The sequence below is a fragment of the Sorangium sp. KYC3313 genome (assembly GCF_052075895.1).
Classification (GTDB): Bacteria; Myxococcota_A; Polyangia; order Polyangiales; family Polyangiaceae; genus Sorangium; species Sorangium cellulosum_B.
This window is the reverse complement of sequence record NZ_CP197255.1, coordinates 5359562-5376145: the sequence shown is the minus strand read 5'-3', so window position 1 is coordinate 5376145 and position 16584 is coordinate 5359562. Positions and strand designations below refer to the sequence as shown.

Here is a 16584-nt window from a genome sequence, read left to right as displayed (position 1 = left end):
CGAAGCCGGCGCAGCTCCGCGCCGTTTGCTCGTGACGAGGCGCGGCGCTTTTGGCAGTGTACCGGGCTGAATCGCAACACGCCGCCGGCGCCCCGGTTGTCAAAGATTCTCCTATGCTCGATAGTCCACGTTACCGCGTGCTGGAGGTGCTGCACCAGGGTGCGGACACGATCCTCTACCGCGCGCGGCGCGAGGAGGACGGCCGGCCGGTGGTGCTCAAGGCCCTGCGGCGCGATCACGCGAGCCCCCGCGCCCTCGGCAGGCTCCAGCACGAGCTCGAGGTCGCCAGGGCACTGAAGTCGCCCGCGGTCGTCAAGGCCTACGGGATCGAGCCGTTCCGCGACCAGGTGACGCTGGTGCTCGAGGACTTCGGCGGCCGCTCGCTCGACCGGTTCATCGATGGGCCGATGCGCGGGATGTCGCTCGAACGCTTCTTCCCGCTCGCCCTCCGCCTCGCCGCCGCGCTCGCCGAGCTCCACCGGCACCACGTCATCCACAAGGACATCAAGCCCCAGAATCTCCTCTACAACCCCGACACCGGCGAGGTGAAGATCACCGATCTCGGCATCGCCTCCCTCTCCCCCCGCGGCGCCCAGGTGCTCGCGCACGACGGGCTCATCGAGGGCACGCTCGCCTACATGGCCCCGGAGCAGACCGGCCGCATGAACCGCCGCGTCGACGAGCGGACCGACCTGTACTCCCTCGGCGTCACCTTCTACGAGATGCTGACTGGCACCCTGCCCTTCCACGCCAGCGACCCCGTCGCGTGGGTCTATTGCCACATCGCCCAGGCGCCGCGGCCGCCCCACGCGCTCGTCCCCTCCATTCCACTCCAGCTCTCCGCCGTCGTCCTCAAGCTGCTCTCCAAGGCCGCCGAGGAGCGTTACCAGAGCGCCCTCGGCCTGCGCCACGACCTCGACTCGTGCTTTTCCCGGCTGCGCCAGGGCGGCGCCATCGACGCCTTCCCGCTCGGACTGCGCGACGTCTCCGACCGGTTCCAGGTCCCTCAGCGCCTCTACGGCCGCGAGCGCGAGATCGAGGCGCTGCGCGCCGCGTTCGCGCGCGTCGTCGCGGGCGGCCGGCCAGAGCTCGTGCTCGTCTCGGGCTACTCGGGCATCGGCAAGTCCTCGCTCGTCGCCGAGCTGCGCGGGCCCGTCGTGCGCGAGCGCGGCTTCTTCCTCTGCGGCAAGTTCGATCAGCTCAAGCGCGACGTCCCCTACCGCCCCCTCCTTCACGCCTTCCGGGGCCTCGTGCAGGAGATCCTCGGCGCGAGCGAGCAGCAGGTCGAGCGCTGGAAAGAGCGCCTCCGCGAAGCCGTCGGCCAGAACGGCAGGCTGCTCACCGACATGCTCCCCGAGCTCGCCCTGCTCCTCGGCCCGCAGCCGCCCGTGCCCGAGCTCCCGCCCGCCGAGGCCCAGAGCCGGCTGCTCGCCACGCTCCAGCGCTTCGTCGCCGCCTGCGCCCGGAAGGAGCACCCCGTCGCCCTCTTCCTCGACGACCTGCAATGGGCCGACCCCGGTAGCCTCCTGCTCCTCGAGCAGCTCGCCACCCTCGCCGGCGACGCGCACCTCCTGCTGATCGGCGCTTATCGCGACAACGAGGTCGGCCCCGCGCACCCGCTCCGGCTCACCCTCGCCGAGGTGCAGAAGCGCGGCGCCGCCGTCGGCGACATCGTCCTCGAGCCGCTCTCCGCCGCCCACGTCGGGACGCTCGTCGCCGAGGCGGTCCATGCGTCCGAAGCGCAGGTCGAGCCGCTCTCGCAGCTCGTCTACGAGAAGACCGGCGGCAACCCCTTCTTCGTTCTCCAGTTCCTCATCGCCCTGCACGACGAGGGGCTCATCACCTTCGACGCCGACGAGGGCGCATGGCGATGGGACATCGCCGCCATCCGCGACAAGGGCTTCACCGACAACGTCGTCGAGCTGATGGTCGGCAAGCTGGAGCGGCTCCCCGGCGCCACGCGCGACGCCCTCAAGCTCGCCGCCTGCCTCGGCAGCAGCCTGACCCTCGACACCCTCGCGATCGTCGCGCGAAGGCCGGCGGAGGAGCTCCGCGAGGCGCTCGAGGAGGCCGTGCGGGAGGGGCTGCTGCTCCGCCGGGACAGCGCCTATCGCTTCCTCCACGACCGGGTGCAGCAGGCCGCAACCTCGCTCATCCCGGCCGGACAGCTGGCCGAGATGCACCTCCGGATCGGTCAGCAGCTCTTGAAGGCACGGCGCGCCGAAGAGCGCGAGGACGCGCTCTTCGATATCGTCGGCCACCTCAACCACGGCGCCGCGCTCCTCCGTTCCCAGGCCGAGCGCGACGAGCTCGCCGCCCTCAACCTCCGCGCCGGCAGGAAGGCCAAGGCCGCCGCCGCCTTCCAGTCCGCCGCTGTCCTCTTCGCCGCAGGACAGGCCCTCCTCGCGCAGGATCCCCGCGAGCGCTGGGAGACTCGGTACGAGCTGACCTACGATCTGAGCCTCGAGCGCGCGCACGCCGCCTACGCCACCGGCAGCTTCGAGGAGGCCGAGCAGCTGCTCGGGGAGCTCATGGAGCGCGCGAGGACCAAGATCGAGCGCGCTGCGGTCGTCGAGCTCGCCGTCACGCAGAACGTCACCCGCGGCCAGTGCGCCCGCGCCGTGGAGCTCGGGCTCTCGTGCCTCCGCGCCTGGGACATCGAGCTGTCGCTCCCCGTCACCGACGCGCAGGTCAAAGAAGAGACCGAGGGCGTCTGGCAAGCGCTGGGCGACCGGCAGATCGAAGCCTTGGCCGACCTGCCGGCCATGGATCACCCGGAGATCAAGGTCGCGATGCGCGTCCTGCTCGGCGTGATGATCTCCGCCTATTTCGTGGATTTGAAGCTGCACTATCTGCTCCTCGTGCGCATGGTCAAGCTCAGCTTGCGCCACGGCAACGCGGAGAGCTCCGCCCAGGCGTATACCGCCTTCGCGCGGATGGTCGGCCCGCTGTTCGGGCGGTACCGTGAGGCTTACCTGTTCGGAAAGCTCGGCTACGATCTCGCGGACAGGGGCCACGCCCTCGCCACGAAGGGCGCGGTGTTCACCCTGTTCGGGCAGCAGGTCGTCTTCTGGACGCGCCACTACCGGGAGACCGGCTTCTACGCTCGCCGGGGCTTCAACGCCGCGATGGAGGGCGGCGACTGGAACAACGCATGTTACAACTGCATCTGGGCAGCGATGTTCCCGCTGCTGTCCGGCGAGCCGCTGGAGGACGCCCTCCACCTGACCGAAGACCGCCTCGGCTTCGTGCGCAAGGCCGGTTACGCGTTCGTGTATGACGTCCTCCTCGGCGCACGGCACCTCATCCAGACGCTGCGCGGGCGGCCGGTCCATTATTCGATGCTCGACGGCGCCGAGCTGGATCAGGCGGCCTTCGAGGCGCGTCTCGACCGGGAGGGGGCGGTCGTCCCCCGCTGCTTCCACTTCAGCATGAAGGCGCAGGCGACGTTCGTCCTCGGCGCTCACCGGGAGGCGCTCGCGGCGACGACCCGTGTGGTCGTCGATTACGACTGGAAGATGGACACGAACGCGCTGTACGCCGAGTGCTTCTATTATCGCGCGCTCGCGCTGGCCGCGCTCGTCGACGACGACGAGGACCGCGCGGCGGCGCCGTCGCCCCGGCCGGAGCTGCCGGACGGGCTGCTCGACTGCGAGCGGCAGCTCGGCGAGTGGGCCGCGAGCGGCCCCGACAACTTCCTCCACAAGCACGCCCTGGTCCGCGCCGAGATCGCCCGGCTCCGCGGGCAGGACCTGGAGGCCATCGGGCTCTACGAGCAGGCCGTCTCGTCGGCGCGCGAGGGCGGCTTCGTCCAGCACGAGGCCATCGCCTGCGAGCTCGCCGCCCGGCTCTACCGCGATCGCGGCCTGTCCACGCCCGCCGACGCCTACCTCCAGAAGGCCCGCGCCGCCTACTTCCGCTGGGGCGCCCACGCCAAGGTCGAGCAGCTCGACCAGCGGTATCCCTCTCTCATCGAGCGAAAGCCGATCGCCCCCACCGTCACCTTCGCCGTCCGCGCCGAGCAGTTCGACGTCCTCTCCGTCGTCAAGGCCTCTCAGGGCATCTCCGGTGAGCTCAAGCTCCCGCGCCTGCTCGAGATGCTCCTCCGCATCGTGGTCGAGCACGCGGGCGCCGGAGAGGGGCACGTGCTCCTGCTCCGGGAAGATCGCCTGTCGACCGCGGCGTCGATCGCCGCGTCCGGCGGCGCCGCGCGGCTGCTCGACGCGGGCGAGGCAGCGGCGGACGCGCTGCCGCAATCCATCCTCAACTATGTTCGCCGGAGCCACGAGCGCGTGCTGCTCGACGACGCCGCCGGGCGGCACCCGTTCTCGGAGGACGAGTATTTCACGCGGAAGCGGCCGAGATCGGTGCTGTGCCTCCCGATCGTGCGGCAAGCGCGGCTGCTCGGCCTGCTCTACCTGGAGAACAAGCTGGTGGCCGGCGCGTTCACCCCAGGGCGGCTCACCGTGCTCGAGCTGCTCGCCTCGCAATCGGCCATCTCGCTCGAGAACGCCATGCTCTACACCGATATCGAGCAGGAGAACGCCGAGCGGCGCCGGGCGGAGCGCGAGCTCCAGGCCAACCAGAAGACGCTCCAGGCCATCGTCGACAACTCCGCTGCAGCCATCTACCTCAAGGATCGCGACGGCCGGCACCTGCTCGTCAACCGGGAGGTGAGCCGCGCCCTCGGCAGGCCGGCCGAGCAGATCGTCGGAAAGACGACCGCCGAGCTCCTGCCTGCCGCGGTCGCCGACGCCATCGACGACCACGACCGGAAGGTGCTCGACTCGGGCGAGCCGATGGAGTTCGAGGAGGAGGTGCTGATAGACGGCGAGCTGCGCACCGGCCTGTCCGTCAAGTTCCCGCTCGGCGAGAACGTCATGCCCGGCGTGCTCTGCGGCATCTCCACCGACATCACCGAGCGCAAGCGCGCCGAGCTCGCCGAGCGCTTCCTCGCCGACGCGAGCCGCAAGCTCATGGCCCTCGGCTACGGCGCCACCCTCGAGAGCGTCGCGCAGCTCGCCGTGCCCGAGCTGGCCGACCGGTGCGTCATCGACGTCGACCTCGCCCAGGACGCCCCGGGGCGGACGGTCACCGCGGTCACCGCGGGCGTGCCGGCCGAGCTCGCGGGCGCAGTGATGGACGCGCTGCGGCCCCTCGCAGCGACCTCGCCGGACCGCCCCGAGGTGGGCGACGTCCGCGCCGCGCCCCTCCTCGAGCCGCTCGGCGTTCACTCCTTCCTCCGCGTCCCGCTCCTCGCGCGCGACCGGCGCTTCGGCGTCATGACCCTGCTGGCGGCCGCGCCGCGACGCCATTACCGCCCCGCGGACCTCTGGCTGGCCCAGGAGCTGGCGAGCCGCGCCGCGCTCGCCCTCGACAACAGCCGCCTGTTCGCCGAGGCCCAGGTGGCGATCGAGCGCCGCGACGAGTTCCTCCTCGTCGCCTCGCACGAGCTCAAGACCCCGCTCACCTCGCTCACGATGCAGGCTCACCTCCTCGCCCGGCTCCTGCCCCGCCTCCAGCGCGCCGAGGTCGCTCCCGAGCGCATCGACGCCGCGCTCCAGGTCCTCGACCGCCAGATCGCGCGCCTCGCCCACCTGGTCAACGAGCTGCTCGACGTCACCCGTCTGAACGCCGGCCGGCTCACCCTCGCGTGCGCGCCCGTCGATCTGGCGGCCCTGACGCGCGAGGTCGTCGAGCGGATGCACCAGCAGCTCACCGACGCCCGCTGCCGCACCGAGCTCGATCTGGACGAGCCCGTGGTGGGCAACTGGGATGCTTCTCGCATGGAGCAGGTCCTCATCAACCTCCTGTCCAACGCGCTCAAGTACGGCGCGGGAGGCCCCATTCACGTCGTCGTGCGCGGCCTGGAAGGCCGCGCGCTGCTCGTCGTCCGCGATCACGGCATCGGGATCGCCGAGGCCGATCAGGCCAGGATCTTCGAGCGCTTCGAGCGCGCCGTCTCCGTCCGCAACTTCGGCGGCCTGGGACTCGGCCTCTACATCGTCCGGTGGATCGTCACCTCCCACGGCGGCACCATCCGCGTCGAGAGCGCGCCGGGCGCGGGTGCCACGTTCATCGTCGAGCTGCCTCTGCACCCGGCGGAGGCGGAGACGGCGGCCGAGGGAGGGGACCTGCTCCCACAGGCCTAGCTCCGCGTCGCCCGGGTTCTTCCCTCGTCGCGCGGGAGGTGGGGCGGCCAGGGGCGCAGCGCCGACATTTCCGGGCGAGAGCGAGCGCGACGATGTGGAGTGGCGCTCCGGGCTCTGGGACGCCACATTGGCCCCACGGTGAGGTCACGCGCCTCGACAGCGCCGCTCTTCGTGATCTCCGCGGCGCTCGGCGGCAGCGCGGTCGCGCACGCCCAGCCTTCCGCGGCGCCCTTGCGGTTCGAGTACCGCGCGGAGGCTGGATGCCCGACAGAGGCGGAGTTTCGTGCGCGCGTCGGCGCGCGGCTCCGGCGGAACATCGCGGAGACGGACGCAGCGAGCGCGTACGTCGTGATCATCGAGCAGCGCGATCGCCGCTTCATCGGGCGCCTCAGCGTCCGCGCGGCCGACGGGACGGCGGCCGACCGCGATGTCGCGGGTGATACCTGCGACGATGTCGTCGCCGCGCTCGCGGTCGTGACCGCGCTCGCCGTCGATACCCAGGCCGGGGACGCCCCCGTAGCGGCCGCCACACCCGCGGTCTCCGCGTCCCCGAGCGCCGTCGCCGCGCCGCCCCCGCCGGTCGGTGCGCCGCCTGCCAGCGCCCCGCCTGCGGGCGCCCCGCCGGCCGGTAACGCGCGGACGCGGCCGCCGGCGCCGGAGCCCGACGCAACGACGCACCTGGTGCTCGGCGCGCAGCTCCTCGTCGGCCAGATGATCGGCGTCCCCTCCTTCGGCGCGCGCATCTCCGCGGAGCCTCCCCTCGCCGTCACGACCCGCGGCGTCGGCCCGGCGCGCTTCGACGCGGACCTCGAGGTGTCCTCCGACGTCCCCGTGGCGGGTGGCTCTGCATCGTTTCTGCGCGCGGCCCTCGGCGCCGACGCGTGCCCGCTCGGCGCATCGCTCGGCGTCCTGCGCCTTTCCCCCTGCGCGCGCGTCGAGGGCGGCCTCGTCTCGGCGAGCCGCCGAGGCATCGCCCCCGCGCGCAGCGTGACGCGCGGATGGCTGGCGCTCGGCCTGCCGGTGCGCGCGCGGCTGCCGCTCTGGGGCCCGCTCGTGCTCGACGCCGACGCCGGGGTACGCCTGCCGCTGCTGCGCGACGGCTTCTTCCCCGACGGCGCCGACGCCGCCGCCCGCCTGCCGCCGCTCGAGAGCGTCGCGGCGCTCGGGCTCGGGTTGACGATTCCGTGATCCCGGCGCTCACCTCCGAACATAGCAGCGGCAGGAGACGATGATCAGCGCGACTCGATCCCGACCCCCTGCGCGCGCAGAGGTGGTGCGCGACGCCGCCATGACGGCGCTTGCGGAGCGCGCCGAGCAGCGCGCGCCGTCGCCCTCCGCGGAGCGCTACCGCGCGCTGGTCGACGCGCATTTCGACTTCATCTGGCGCTCGTTGCGCGGGCTCGGCGTGCCCGCCGGCTCGGCCGACGACGCCGCGCAGCACGTCTTCCTGATCGCCTACCAGAAGCTCGCCGAGATCGCGCCCGATCGCGAGCGCTCCTTCCTCTTCGGGACGGCGCTGGGGGTCGCGGCGAACGCGCGCCGCGCCAGCGCGCGGCGGCGCGAGCGCTGCGACGACGGCGCGATGGCGGCCGCGGCCGACGACGCGCCGAACCCGGAGCAGCTCATCGAGATGAAGCAGGCGCGCGCGCTGCTCGACGACGTGCTCGACGCGATGGAAGAGGACCTCCGCGTCGTCTTCGTCCTCTTCGAGCTCGAGGGCGTCCCGACCGAGGAGATCGCCGCGATGCTCGGCCTCGCGAGGGGCACCGTCGCTTCCCGCCTCCGCCGCGCGCGAGAGGACTTTCGCGCGATCGCGAGGCGCGTCCAGGCGAGGGCGCTGCACCGAGGAGGCGAGCGATGACCGATCCGAAGCCGCTTGACGAGGAGGCGACCGAGTTCGAGCGCGCGCTGCTCCGCTCGTGGAAGCAGGAGTCTCCGTCCTCGTCGGCGCGCGCGCGCGCGCTCGCCATCGCCGGGCTCGCCGCGGGCGGGGTCGCAGGGGGGACAACCGCTGCGCCCTCCCCGTCCGCCGCGCCCGCGTCGAAGGCGGGCGCCGGCAAGCTGCTGGCGCTCGCGAAGTGGGGCCTCGGGGCGGCGATCGGCGTCGGCCTCATCGGCGCGGGCGTCGCGCTCCTCCGGCCGTCGGCGCCTCCCTCCGCGGCGGCACCGTCGAGCGAGCCGCAGGCCACGCTCACGCCGCCCACCGCCGGCGATCCGCCGGCGGCGACCGCGCCGCCGATCGCGCCCGCGCCGGCTCCCTCCGGGCCCGCGACGCGCGCGCCGCTCCCGCTCCAGGCGAGCGCCCCGCCGATCCCGGCGCCCGCCGCCGCGAGCCCGCCGCGCCCGAAGAGCGCCGCGCCGCGCGCGGGATCCGCTCCCGGCGCGCCGAGCGACGCGCTCGGCGAGCAGGTCGCCATGATCGATCGCGCGCGCGACGCGCTCGCCGCCGGCGACGCGGCGGGGTGCCTCGCGGCGCTCGACGCCCACGACAGCAAGTTTCCTCGGAGCGCGATGGGAGAGGAGGCCACCGTGCTCCGCGTCGAGGCGCTGATCCGCCTCGGCGATCGGGCCCGCGCCGCCGAGCTGGGCCAGCGCTTCCTCGCCTCGCGCCCGACGAGCGCGCATGCCTCGGGCGTGCGCGCTCTCCTCGGCGCGGCGAACGAGCCTTGATCGAGCGGCGCGCGCGCGCCTCGCGTGACCTGCTCGCCCGCCTGCGTCACTGCGTCAACGTGCTTTCGAGGGCGCCGGAGAGCGTGCCTATCGTGTTCGGTTCGTCGAACGGTTCGAGCGCTGTCAGCGTGAGATGGTTTAACAGAGAGGTTTCGTATGGTCTGGTCGACATGGCGCAAGCGCCACGCGCGGAAGGCGGTCCTGGTGGGAGCGGCGATGGCGCGCCTCTCGCTGCCGGCGAGCGCCGCGGCGCAGGGGGCGATCGCCCCGGCGCGGGACGAGACCGAGAGTCGGGAAGACATCGCCCAGCGGCGCGAGCGCGCCGCGCTCCTTGCGACGCACCTCCACGACGCGATCAGGCAGCGCTCCGCCGGGAAAGCGGTGCCCGTCCTCGTCAGCGGTATCGGCGGGACGAGCCTCGCCTTGACCTTGACCGTGGCCCCGGCCGAGCCTCCCTTCCTCGCCTGGACCGCTGGCTCCGCAGCGTTGCTCGCGGGAGGCATCGCCGCGCTCGCCGTGCCGGAGGCGTACCGGCGCGACACGCTGGGGGCCGCCGCGCAGCTCTCCCAAGGCAGCTTCTGGCTCGGGCTCGCGCTCTTCACGGACAGCGGCCTCGCGAGGGCGACGCCGATCGCGCTGTCGTCGGGATATTACGTGTCCGGCTTGCTCTCCGGGCTGAACCTGGCGCTGTCCGACTACACGCCTGCTTCCCGCCTCCGCGCCGACCATGCGCTGGTGGCGGCGCCCGAATGGCGCGCGCGGCTGTCAGGCGCACAGCTCGCGAGCGTCGAACGGGATCTGCTGGCCACCGCGCCCGCGATCCCGAGCTGGGCCATCTACCTCCCGGTCGCGCTCGGCGGGGTCGCCGCCACCGCGCCCGCGTGGGACGGCGATCTGCCAGCGGAGAGGCGGATGTTGAGCTTGACGTCCGGTCTCCTCGCCTCCGTGTGGTCGCTCGGCGCCATGTTCGATCCCGAACATCCGGCGCAGTCCTACCAGCGGGACCTGCGCAGGGCCGGCCTGCGGGTCGCGCCTTCAGGACCCGACGGCGACGTAGGTCTCACGGTCTCGGGCAAGTTCTAGAGCGACAGACGGGCTGAAGCCACATGCGAACAGCGAGGAGTCGAACCGCCGAGGCGCCATAATTCTTGTATTTCTCTTGGCGTCCTTGGCGCGCTTGGCGGTTCATTTCTCCGGTTTCCAAGCGGCTCGGTGCTCTGGCGGGTCATCCCCCGAGCGCCTCCAGGGGAGTTCGCTCCGGGACCAGCGCTCCGGCAGGCCCTGTCGTGCCCGCCATCGCGCTCGTGTCTCCTGGGTCGGCCTCCGGAGGAGCTCGGGGACACAGCAGTGATTGTCATCGTTTCGCGCTCCTTCGAGCGCTCATCAAGGAGGATTGGCCATGCGCAACGTTCTCATCGTCGTGTTCGTGCTCATCGTGGGATGTGGCGGGGAGGCTCCGGCCGCGCGCTGGGTGGCCTGCGAGTTCACCGGCAGCACCCCTGGCGGGGTGACGGTCAATAGCTGCGCCGAGCTCGAGACCGACGACCCGGACAAGCACGAAAGCCAGTGCACGGACAGGTCCAACCTCGAAGCCAAGCTCGTCGATCGATGCTCTACCGACGGCGTGCTCGGCACCTGCGTCCTCACCGGCGACGGCGAGACCATGACGACGTACCATTATGAAACAGAGCTCCTCACGGCGGATATCGTCAAGCCGCTCTGCGAAGCAACGAATGGCACCTGGACGCCGCGCTGACGCGCTGCCCCGGTGCGTGTCGCCGCGGTCCCGGAGCGGCCTCAGGCGGGCGGTACGTTCCGGGGGCTGACGGGCTCGATCGAGCACCATGATCCCGCTGGCGCGCAGCAGCGTCAGGTTGGCACAAATCGACACAGATCGGCACGGATTCAGGGGAGCGCCGTCGCCAGCGCCGAGCGCTGCATCGCCGGATCAGCGGGCGACGAGGTCCGTCATCCAGGGCACGTCGGGGGTCGTTCCCAGGACCGAGCCGGCCCACTGCCGGTCGTCCATGCGCTCGAAGTTCTCGGTGACGGCCTCGAAGTACGACGAGGCGAGCCCCACGAACGCGCGCGGCGCGCCGCCGCAGGGATCGGCCGTCACGACCATGAGCCGCGGCAGGCCGGTGCCCACGTGCAGCACGCGGCCGACCGGCGCGCCGCCCTCGTCGGTCGGCTGGGTGTGCACGTCGGCGATCGTCGGGTCCTGCTCGAGGCTCTTCAGCTCGTCGAAGAAGAGCTGCCTGTACCAGCCGTGGACGCCCGTGGGCCCACCGCACCCCTCCCACTCGATCTGCACGGCCTGGTTGATGAAATCGAGGTGCTCCTGGGTGAGGGGCAGGCCGGCGCGCTCGTTCGCGGCCATCTCGCCGAGCGTCCGCGCGACGTCGTGGAGCTGCGAGAAGTACGCCGGCACCGCCTTCTCGAGCGACGGATCGCTCGACAGATCGAGCGCGCCGACGATCCCGGCGCCGTGCTCGGCCAGCTCGGCGATGCGCGCGAAGAACGCCGGGTACGGGTCGACGTACGCGTCCGGGAACTCGCACGTGTCCCCGCCCGTGTACGACTGCTTGGCGTAGAGCAGGGTGTCGTGGCGGAGCTCGGCCCAGGAGGCGAGCTGGGTGCTCAGCAGGCGCCGGCCCCACGCCTCGGTCTTCGCCACGCCGGGCAGCCCCTCGCCGTCGCCGATCGCCCGCGCCGGCGACAGCTCCCGCAGCGCGCCGAGCCAGCGATTGTAAAGGTTCTTTCCCCAGAAGTCCCCGGGGTGCGCGTCGACGAGCACGCGCATCATGTGCAGGTCGGGCGCGTAGTCGAACTGCCCGAGCTCCGGGGCGAGCAGCTGGCCCGCCTGATCGTTGCCGAGCGCGGCGAAGCCCACGTCGAGCGGGTCCGGCATCATGCGCTTGACGGAACCGCCCTTCACCCGGTCGAAGACCACGTTCGAGAAGACGTGGGAGTCGACGACGTACCGCTGGCCGAGCAGCGCGAAGCTCGACGAGAGCGGCAGCGTGCCCTTGCCGAGCCCGTTGATCATGATGTGGCTCGAGATCCGCTGCGTCCCGTGGCCCTCCTTCACGATGACCTCGGCGATCCGCGCGTCCGGGACGCCGGCGAGGCCGGCGGCGTCGCTGAGGCCGAGGTCGGCGAGCAGGTCGTCGAGCTCCGGCAGGGTCATGGTGTCGCTCTCGCCGACGAAGGCCTGGACCGCGTCGTCGATCCGCTTGTAGCGGGCGAGGGTCTCCGCGTCGGCCAGGGCGCGCAGCACGTACGCGCCCTCGAGGTGCCGCCGCTGGAAGCGCTGGGTGCCGTCCTGCTGCGTCTCGAGGAAGCGGAAATCCACGCGGCCGAGCCACATCATGCTGCGGAAGTAGCGCGCGAGCTCGGGGCGCTCCTCGTCGAGGTAGTGGCCGCGGGGCTCGAACTGCGAGAAGTCCATGAGCCGGTCCGTGCCGAAGAGGCGGACCTCCCCCATGCCCTGGTGGGCCTCGGCGCCCGCGACGAGCTCGTCGATCGCCGCGGCGCTGGCGCCCGCGACGGGGGCGACGGGCGCGCCGTCGAGCAACGCGAGCGCGACGGCCGTGAAGAGATCCGCGTCCGCGCGCGCCTCGGCGCCGAGCTCCGCTCCGGCGCCCGAGGCGAGCCGCGCGCGCATCTGCGTCAGCATCTTCCCGAGCTCGGGCGCGAGCGAGGCGAGCTCCACCGCCTTCAGGATCGCGTCGTACGAGCGGTGGACCGCGAACAGGACCGAGTCCGCGGACACGTAGAGCGGCAGGTCGAGCGAGTAGATGCTCTCGTAGCCGTAGACGAAGGTCGGGAAGGACTTCTTGCTCGAAATGACGAAGCCGTTCGCGGAGAGCTTCGCGAGCTCGTCCTCGTCGAGGGCGAGCGCGGTGCCCTGGAGGAGCGAGAGGCCCTCGGCGTCCGCCGGCGCATAGGGCAGGCCCGACGCGAAGGGCACGGGGTACCGCGCGGCGAAATCCTCGGCGCTCATGCTCGCCGAGGCATCCCGCTCGGCGAGCAGCGCGGTGAGCTCCGCCTGCTGCTCGGGCCCGAGCTCCGTGGACGGCAGCTGGGTGCCGTCGGTGCCGGGCGGGGGCTGGCTCCCCTCGCCCGAACACCCGGCGGCGAGGGCGACGAGGATCGGGACGACGTGAAGGCGAAGAAGCAGGTTGCGCATCGTGCTCCCCTTTCGAAGCGTGCCCCCGAGCCCGGGGCGCGACGGCTCCACTCCACAAGCAAAGGTGGTGCCGTGGCCGCGCAACCGCGGCGCGAAGAGCGCTTCTGCGACGGAGCGCAGGGTCAGGGCTCTCGTGTGAAGCCACGGTTCTTCAGGCGCTCCTTGAGCCTCGGGGGACGATCGTGCGACCCCCTGAGCCGTGCGCCTCCCCTCGCGGGACTTCAGCAGAGGAGCCCCGTTTGACCCGCCCCTTGAAGCTCGTCCGACCGCCGCCGCCCGCCCCGAAGCGGGCCTTCGCCGGCGACGACGCGACCCTCGTGCACGCGTTCCGGCGGGGCGACCCCGGGGCGCGCGCCGCCCTCTACGACCGGTTCGCGGATCACGTCCACCGGGTGCTCTACCGGCTCCTCGGCTTCAGCCACGACCTGGCCGACCTGCACCACGACGTCTTCGTCCGCGCGCTCGGCTCGCTGCCGGGCCTGGAGGACCCGAGCGCCCTCAAGGGCTGGCTCACGATGATCGCGGTGCACGTGGCGCGATCGTCGATCACCCGCAGGAAGCGGCGCAGCTGGCTCTGGTTCCTGCCGAGCGAGGAGCTGCCCGAGGTCGAGTCCGGCGCGGCGTCGGGCGACGTGCTGGACGCCCTGCGCGCGACCTACGCGGTCCTCGACGCGCTCCCGGTGGACGAGCGGATCGCCTTCGCTCTCCGGTTCATCGACGGCATGGAGCTCACCGAGGTCGCCGCGGCGTGCGAGACCTCGCTCGCGACGATCAAGCGGCGGCTCGCCCGCGCCAGCGCCCGCTTCGAGGCCGAAGCCCGCAAGCAACCCGCGCTCGAGGCGTGGCTCGATGGAGGTACCCGGTGGGGCAATCCGAGCGCCCGCTGACCCTCCTGGGGCGGCACGTGGCCGAGCTTCAGGACCGGATGCCGGCGGCGCGGCTCGATCGCGAGCGCGGGCGAGCGCGGCTGCTCGCGGCGGCGCCGGCGCCCGGTGCGGAGACGGCCGGGCGCGAAGAGCGGCCCCGCCGCGAGTCTTCCTGGGCGCGGCGGCGGACGTGGCCTGGAAGGCCGTTCGCGGTGCGGCTCGCCGCCTCGCTGGCGGCGGTGGCCCTGCTCGCCGCCGCGCTCGTGGTCGCGCTCGTGGCGCGCCCCCGCGCTCCGATGCGCTTCGCGCTCGGGGCGGCCGAGCCAGGGGTCGTCGGCGCGTGGATCGCCGCGCCGGCCACGGCGGAGCTGCCGATCCGGTTCTCCGACGGCTCGCTGCTCCGCCTCGCGCCGGGGGGGCGCGCCCGCGTCGCCTCGGTGGGCGCCGACGGCGCGGAGCTCTCCCTCGAGCGAGGCGCCCTCGATCTCTCGATCGTCCACCGCGAGGGCGCGCGCTGGACGGTGCGGGTCGGGCCGTTCCAGGTCCGCGTGATCGGGACGCGCTTCGAGACCCGATGGGACCCGGTGACCGAGCAGCTCGTTGTCGCGCTGCACGAGGGGGCGATCACGGTCTCCGGGCCGGTCGTGGGCGATTCGCGCGCCGTCCGCGCCGGCGAGCGGCTCACCATCTCGCCCGCGACGAACACCCTCGAGGTCGGCTCGATCGACGCCGCCTCCGGCCCCACATCGACGGCGGCCGAGCCCGGCGCGACGGCCCCGAGCGCGGCCGAGCCCGGCGCGACGGCCCCGAGCGCGGCCGAGCCCGGCGCGACGGCCCCGAGCGCGGCCGATCTGGATGCAGGCGCTCCGAGCGCGGCCGCTCCAGACGCGCCTGCCCCGAGCGAGGCCGCTCCGGGCGCGGCTGCGCCCTCGACGAGCGGACCGTTGGCGAGCGCCCGCGCCCCGGGCGCCGGGGCGGCCGCGCTGCAAGGGCAAGCGGGCGGCGAGGGCTCGGTCGCTCCTCTGCCCGCGCACCGAGAGACGCCGTCGTGGCGCGCCCTGGTCCTCGAGGCCAGGTACAGGGACGCCCTGGCCGCCGCGGAGGGCGAGGGCTTCGATGCGCTCTGCGACGCCGCGAGCGCGAGCGATCTGCACGCGCTCGGCGATGCGGCCCGGCTCGGCGGGAGCCCGGCGCGCGCCACCCAGGCCTTCGCGTCCCTCCGCGCCCGGTTCCCCAGCTCGCCCGAGGCCACGTCGACGGCGTTCATCCTGGGGAGGATCGCCCAGGACCAGAGCAAGGACCACGCGGCCGCCGCGCGCTGGTTCGCCCGGTACCTGAGCGAGCAGCCGGCGGGCGCGTTCGCCGCCGATGCCGCGGGGCGCCTCGTCGAAGCCGAGGACAGGCGGGGCAACGAGGCGGGCGCCCGAAGGGCGGCCGAGCAGTACCTCGCCGCTCATCCGAGCGGCTCGCACGCGGGGTACGCGAAGCACGTGCTCGCGCGCGGATCGAAGGCCGTCCCCCCCGGAGGCTCGCCTGCCAGGCCCGTCCCCTCCGGAGGCTCGCTCGGCGAGCCGGGCCCTGCCGCCGAGCCTCCCTCGCCGTGAGACGCCGCGCCGCGACGCTCCTCTTCCTCGCCTTCCTCGCCGGGGCCACGCTCGCGGCAGGGGCAGCGCTCGCCGAGGGCGCGCGCGCCGGCGAGACCCGGACCGAGGCCCCGTCGACCATCGCCGTCCTCTGCGCCCCCGGCGATCGCTTCGGCCTGCGGATCGTGGCCGAGATCGAGTCGCTGGGCTTCCGGGCGGAGCGCCTCGACCCCGCGGCCGAGCCGGCGTCGCGCGCGTCCCTCGAGGCCTCGGCGCGCGAGGTGGGCGCCATCGCCGCGATCCGCGCCGTCCCCTCCGAGCGCGGCGTCGAGATCTGGATCGCCGACCGGGTGACCGGCAAGACCGTCCTCCGCGAGATGGCGGACGGCGGCGGCACGCCCGACAGCGACGCGGCGCTCGCGCTCCGCGCCGTCGAGCTCCTGCGCGCCAGCCTCCTCGAGGCCGGCCTGCCCGCGCCCCCGCCCGGAGAGGTGCCCGCGACGCGCGAGATCCGCGAGAAGTTGCGGGTCCGCGCGCCGGACACGCCGCCCGCGCCGGCCCAGAGGCCGTCGCCGGCGCTCCGCCTCTCGCTCGCTCCCGGCGCGCTGCTGAGCCCAGGCGGCTTCGGCGCGGCGGTCAGCATCGACGTCGGCCTCTCCTGGCTGCCGAGCGAGCACGCCGGCGCGATCGCGTTCGCCGCGATTCCGGTCAGCGCCCACCAGGTCGAGCGATCGCAAGGCACCGCCGAGCTCTCCGTCCTGCTCGCCGGCGGGGGCGCGCGCTTCCAGCTGGCCCCGCGCGACAGCCCGTGGACGGCCTCGGCGGATCTCGGCTTCTCGGCCGTGTTGCTCTGGAGCACGGGGGTGGCCAGCAAGGGCTTCCGCTCGAGCGCATCCGCCGCGGTGACCGCCAGCCCCTTCGCGGGCGTCGGCCTCTCCTTCGCCCTGACCCCCACGTTCCGCCTGCGCGCCGACGCCCTCGCCAGCGTCCTCGTCGAGGGCGTCTCCGTCCGGTTCGTCGAGCGAGAGACAGCGACCTGGGGCAAACCGTTCATCCTCTCTTCAGCCGGCATCGAGATCGATCTGTTTTTATGAGCCGCCGTCACGCGCCGGAGGGACTTC

At 73.2% G+C, this 16584-nt stretch carries 10 protein-coding genes; 9 read left to right on the top strand and 1 reads right to left on the bottom strand.

The window, feature by feature from the left end:
- The first annotated feature begins 113 nt into the window (after positions 1–113).
- The 6 genes from ACSRUE_RS21065 to ACSRUE_RS21040 all read left to right on the top strand — a co-directional run bounded on the left by ACSRUE_RS21065 (position 114) and on the right by ACSRUE_RS21040 (position 10578).
- Positions 114–6152, top strand: coding sequence for an AAA family ATPase (locus tag ACSRUE_RS21065; protein WP_441292547.1), 6039 nt, complete (start codon positions 114–116; stop codon positions 6150–6152).
- Between the two features lie 138 nt (positions 6153–6290).
- The gene (locus tag ACSRUE_RS21060) at positions 6291–7340 is read left to right on the top strand and encodes a hypothetical protein (RefSeq protein ID WP_441292546.1); all 1050 of its coding nucleotides are present in this window, start codon (positions 6291–6293) and stop codon (positions 7338–7340) included.
- A gap of 100 nt (positions 7341–7440) precedes the next feature.
- Positions 7441–8013 carry an RNA polymerase sigma factor gene (locus ACSRUE_RS21055; protein ID WP_441292545.1) on the top strand — a complete coding sequence of 191 codons (573 nt, stop codon included), beginning with the start codon at positions 7441–7443 and terminating at the stop codon, positions 8011–8013.
- Complete coding sequence (locus ACSRUE_RS21050) at positions 8010–8822, top strand: hypothetical protein (RefSeq protein WP_441292544.1); 813 nt, start codon at positions 8010–8012, stop codon at positions 8820–8822. The genes ACSRUE_RS21055 and ACSRUE_RS21050 overlap by 4 nt, the downstream gene beginning before the upstream one ends.
- Before the next feature lie 156 nt (positions 8823–8978).
- Positions 8979–9905 carry a hypothetical protein gene (locus tag ACSRUE_RS21045; RefSeq protein WP_441292543.1) on the top strand — a complete coding sequence of 309 codons (927 nt, stop codon included), beginning with the start codon at positions 8979–8981 and terminating at the stop codon, positions 9903–9905.
- 316 nt (positions 9906–10221) lie between these two features.
- On the top strand, positions 10222–10578 hold the full coding sequence (locus tag ACSRUE_RS21040; RefSeq protein WP_437765980.1) for a hypothetical protein: 357 nt from the start codon (positions 10222–10224) through the stop codon (positions 10576–10578).
- A gap of 192 nt (positions 10579–10770) precedes the next feature.
- Here ACSRUE_RS21040 and ACSRUE_RS21035 read toward each other — a convergent pair whose 3' ends face one another.
- Positions 10771–13014: a DUF3160 domain-containing protein gene (locus tag ACSRUE_RS21035; protein WP_441292542.1), complete on the bottom strand. Its 2244-nt coding sequence runs from the start codon at positions 13012–13014 to the stop codon at positions 10771–10773.
- A gap of 239 nt (positions 13015–13253) precedes the next feature.
- Between ACSRUE_RS21035 and ACSRUE_RS21030 the strand changes: the two genes are divergently transcribed.
- Genes ACSRUE_RS21030 through ACSRUE_RS21020 form a run of 3 tightly spaced genes read left to right on the top strand, consistent with a single transcriptional unit; the run spans position 13254 to position 16557 of the window.
- A complete protein-coding gene (locus ACSRUE_RS21030) occupies positions 13254–13901 on the top strand; it encodes an RNA polymerase sigma factor (RefSeq protein WP_012238084.1) in 648 nt (215 codons plus the stop codon).
- On the top strand, positions 13877–15484 hold the full coding sequence (locus tag ACSRUE_RS21025) for a FecR domain-containing protein (RefSeq protein ID WP_441292541.1): 1608 nt from the start codon (positions 13877–13879) through the stop codon (positions 15482–15484). Before ACSRUE_RS21030 ends, ACSRUE_RS21025 begins: the two co-directional genes overlap by 25 nt.
- A complete protein-coding gene (locus ACSRUE_RS21020) occupies positions 15481–16557 on the top strand; it encodes a hypothetical protein (RefSeq protein ID WP_441292540.1) in 1077 nt (358 codons plus the stop codon). Before ACSRUE_RS21025 ends, ACSRUE_RS21020 begins: the two co-directional genes overlap by 4 nt.
- Positions 16558–16584 lie beyond the last annotated feature (27 nt).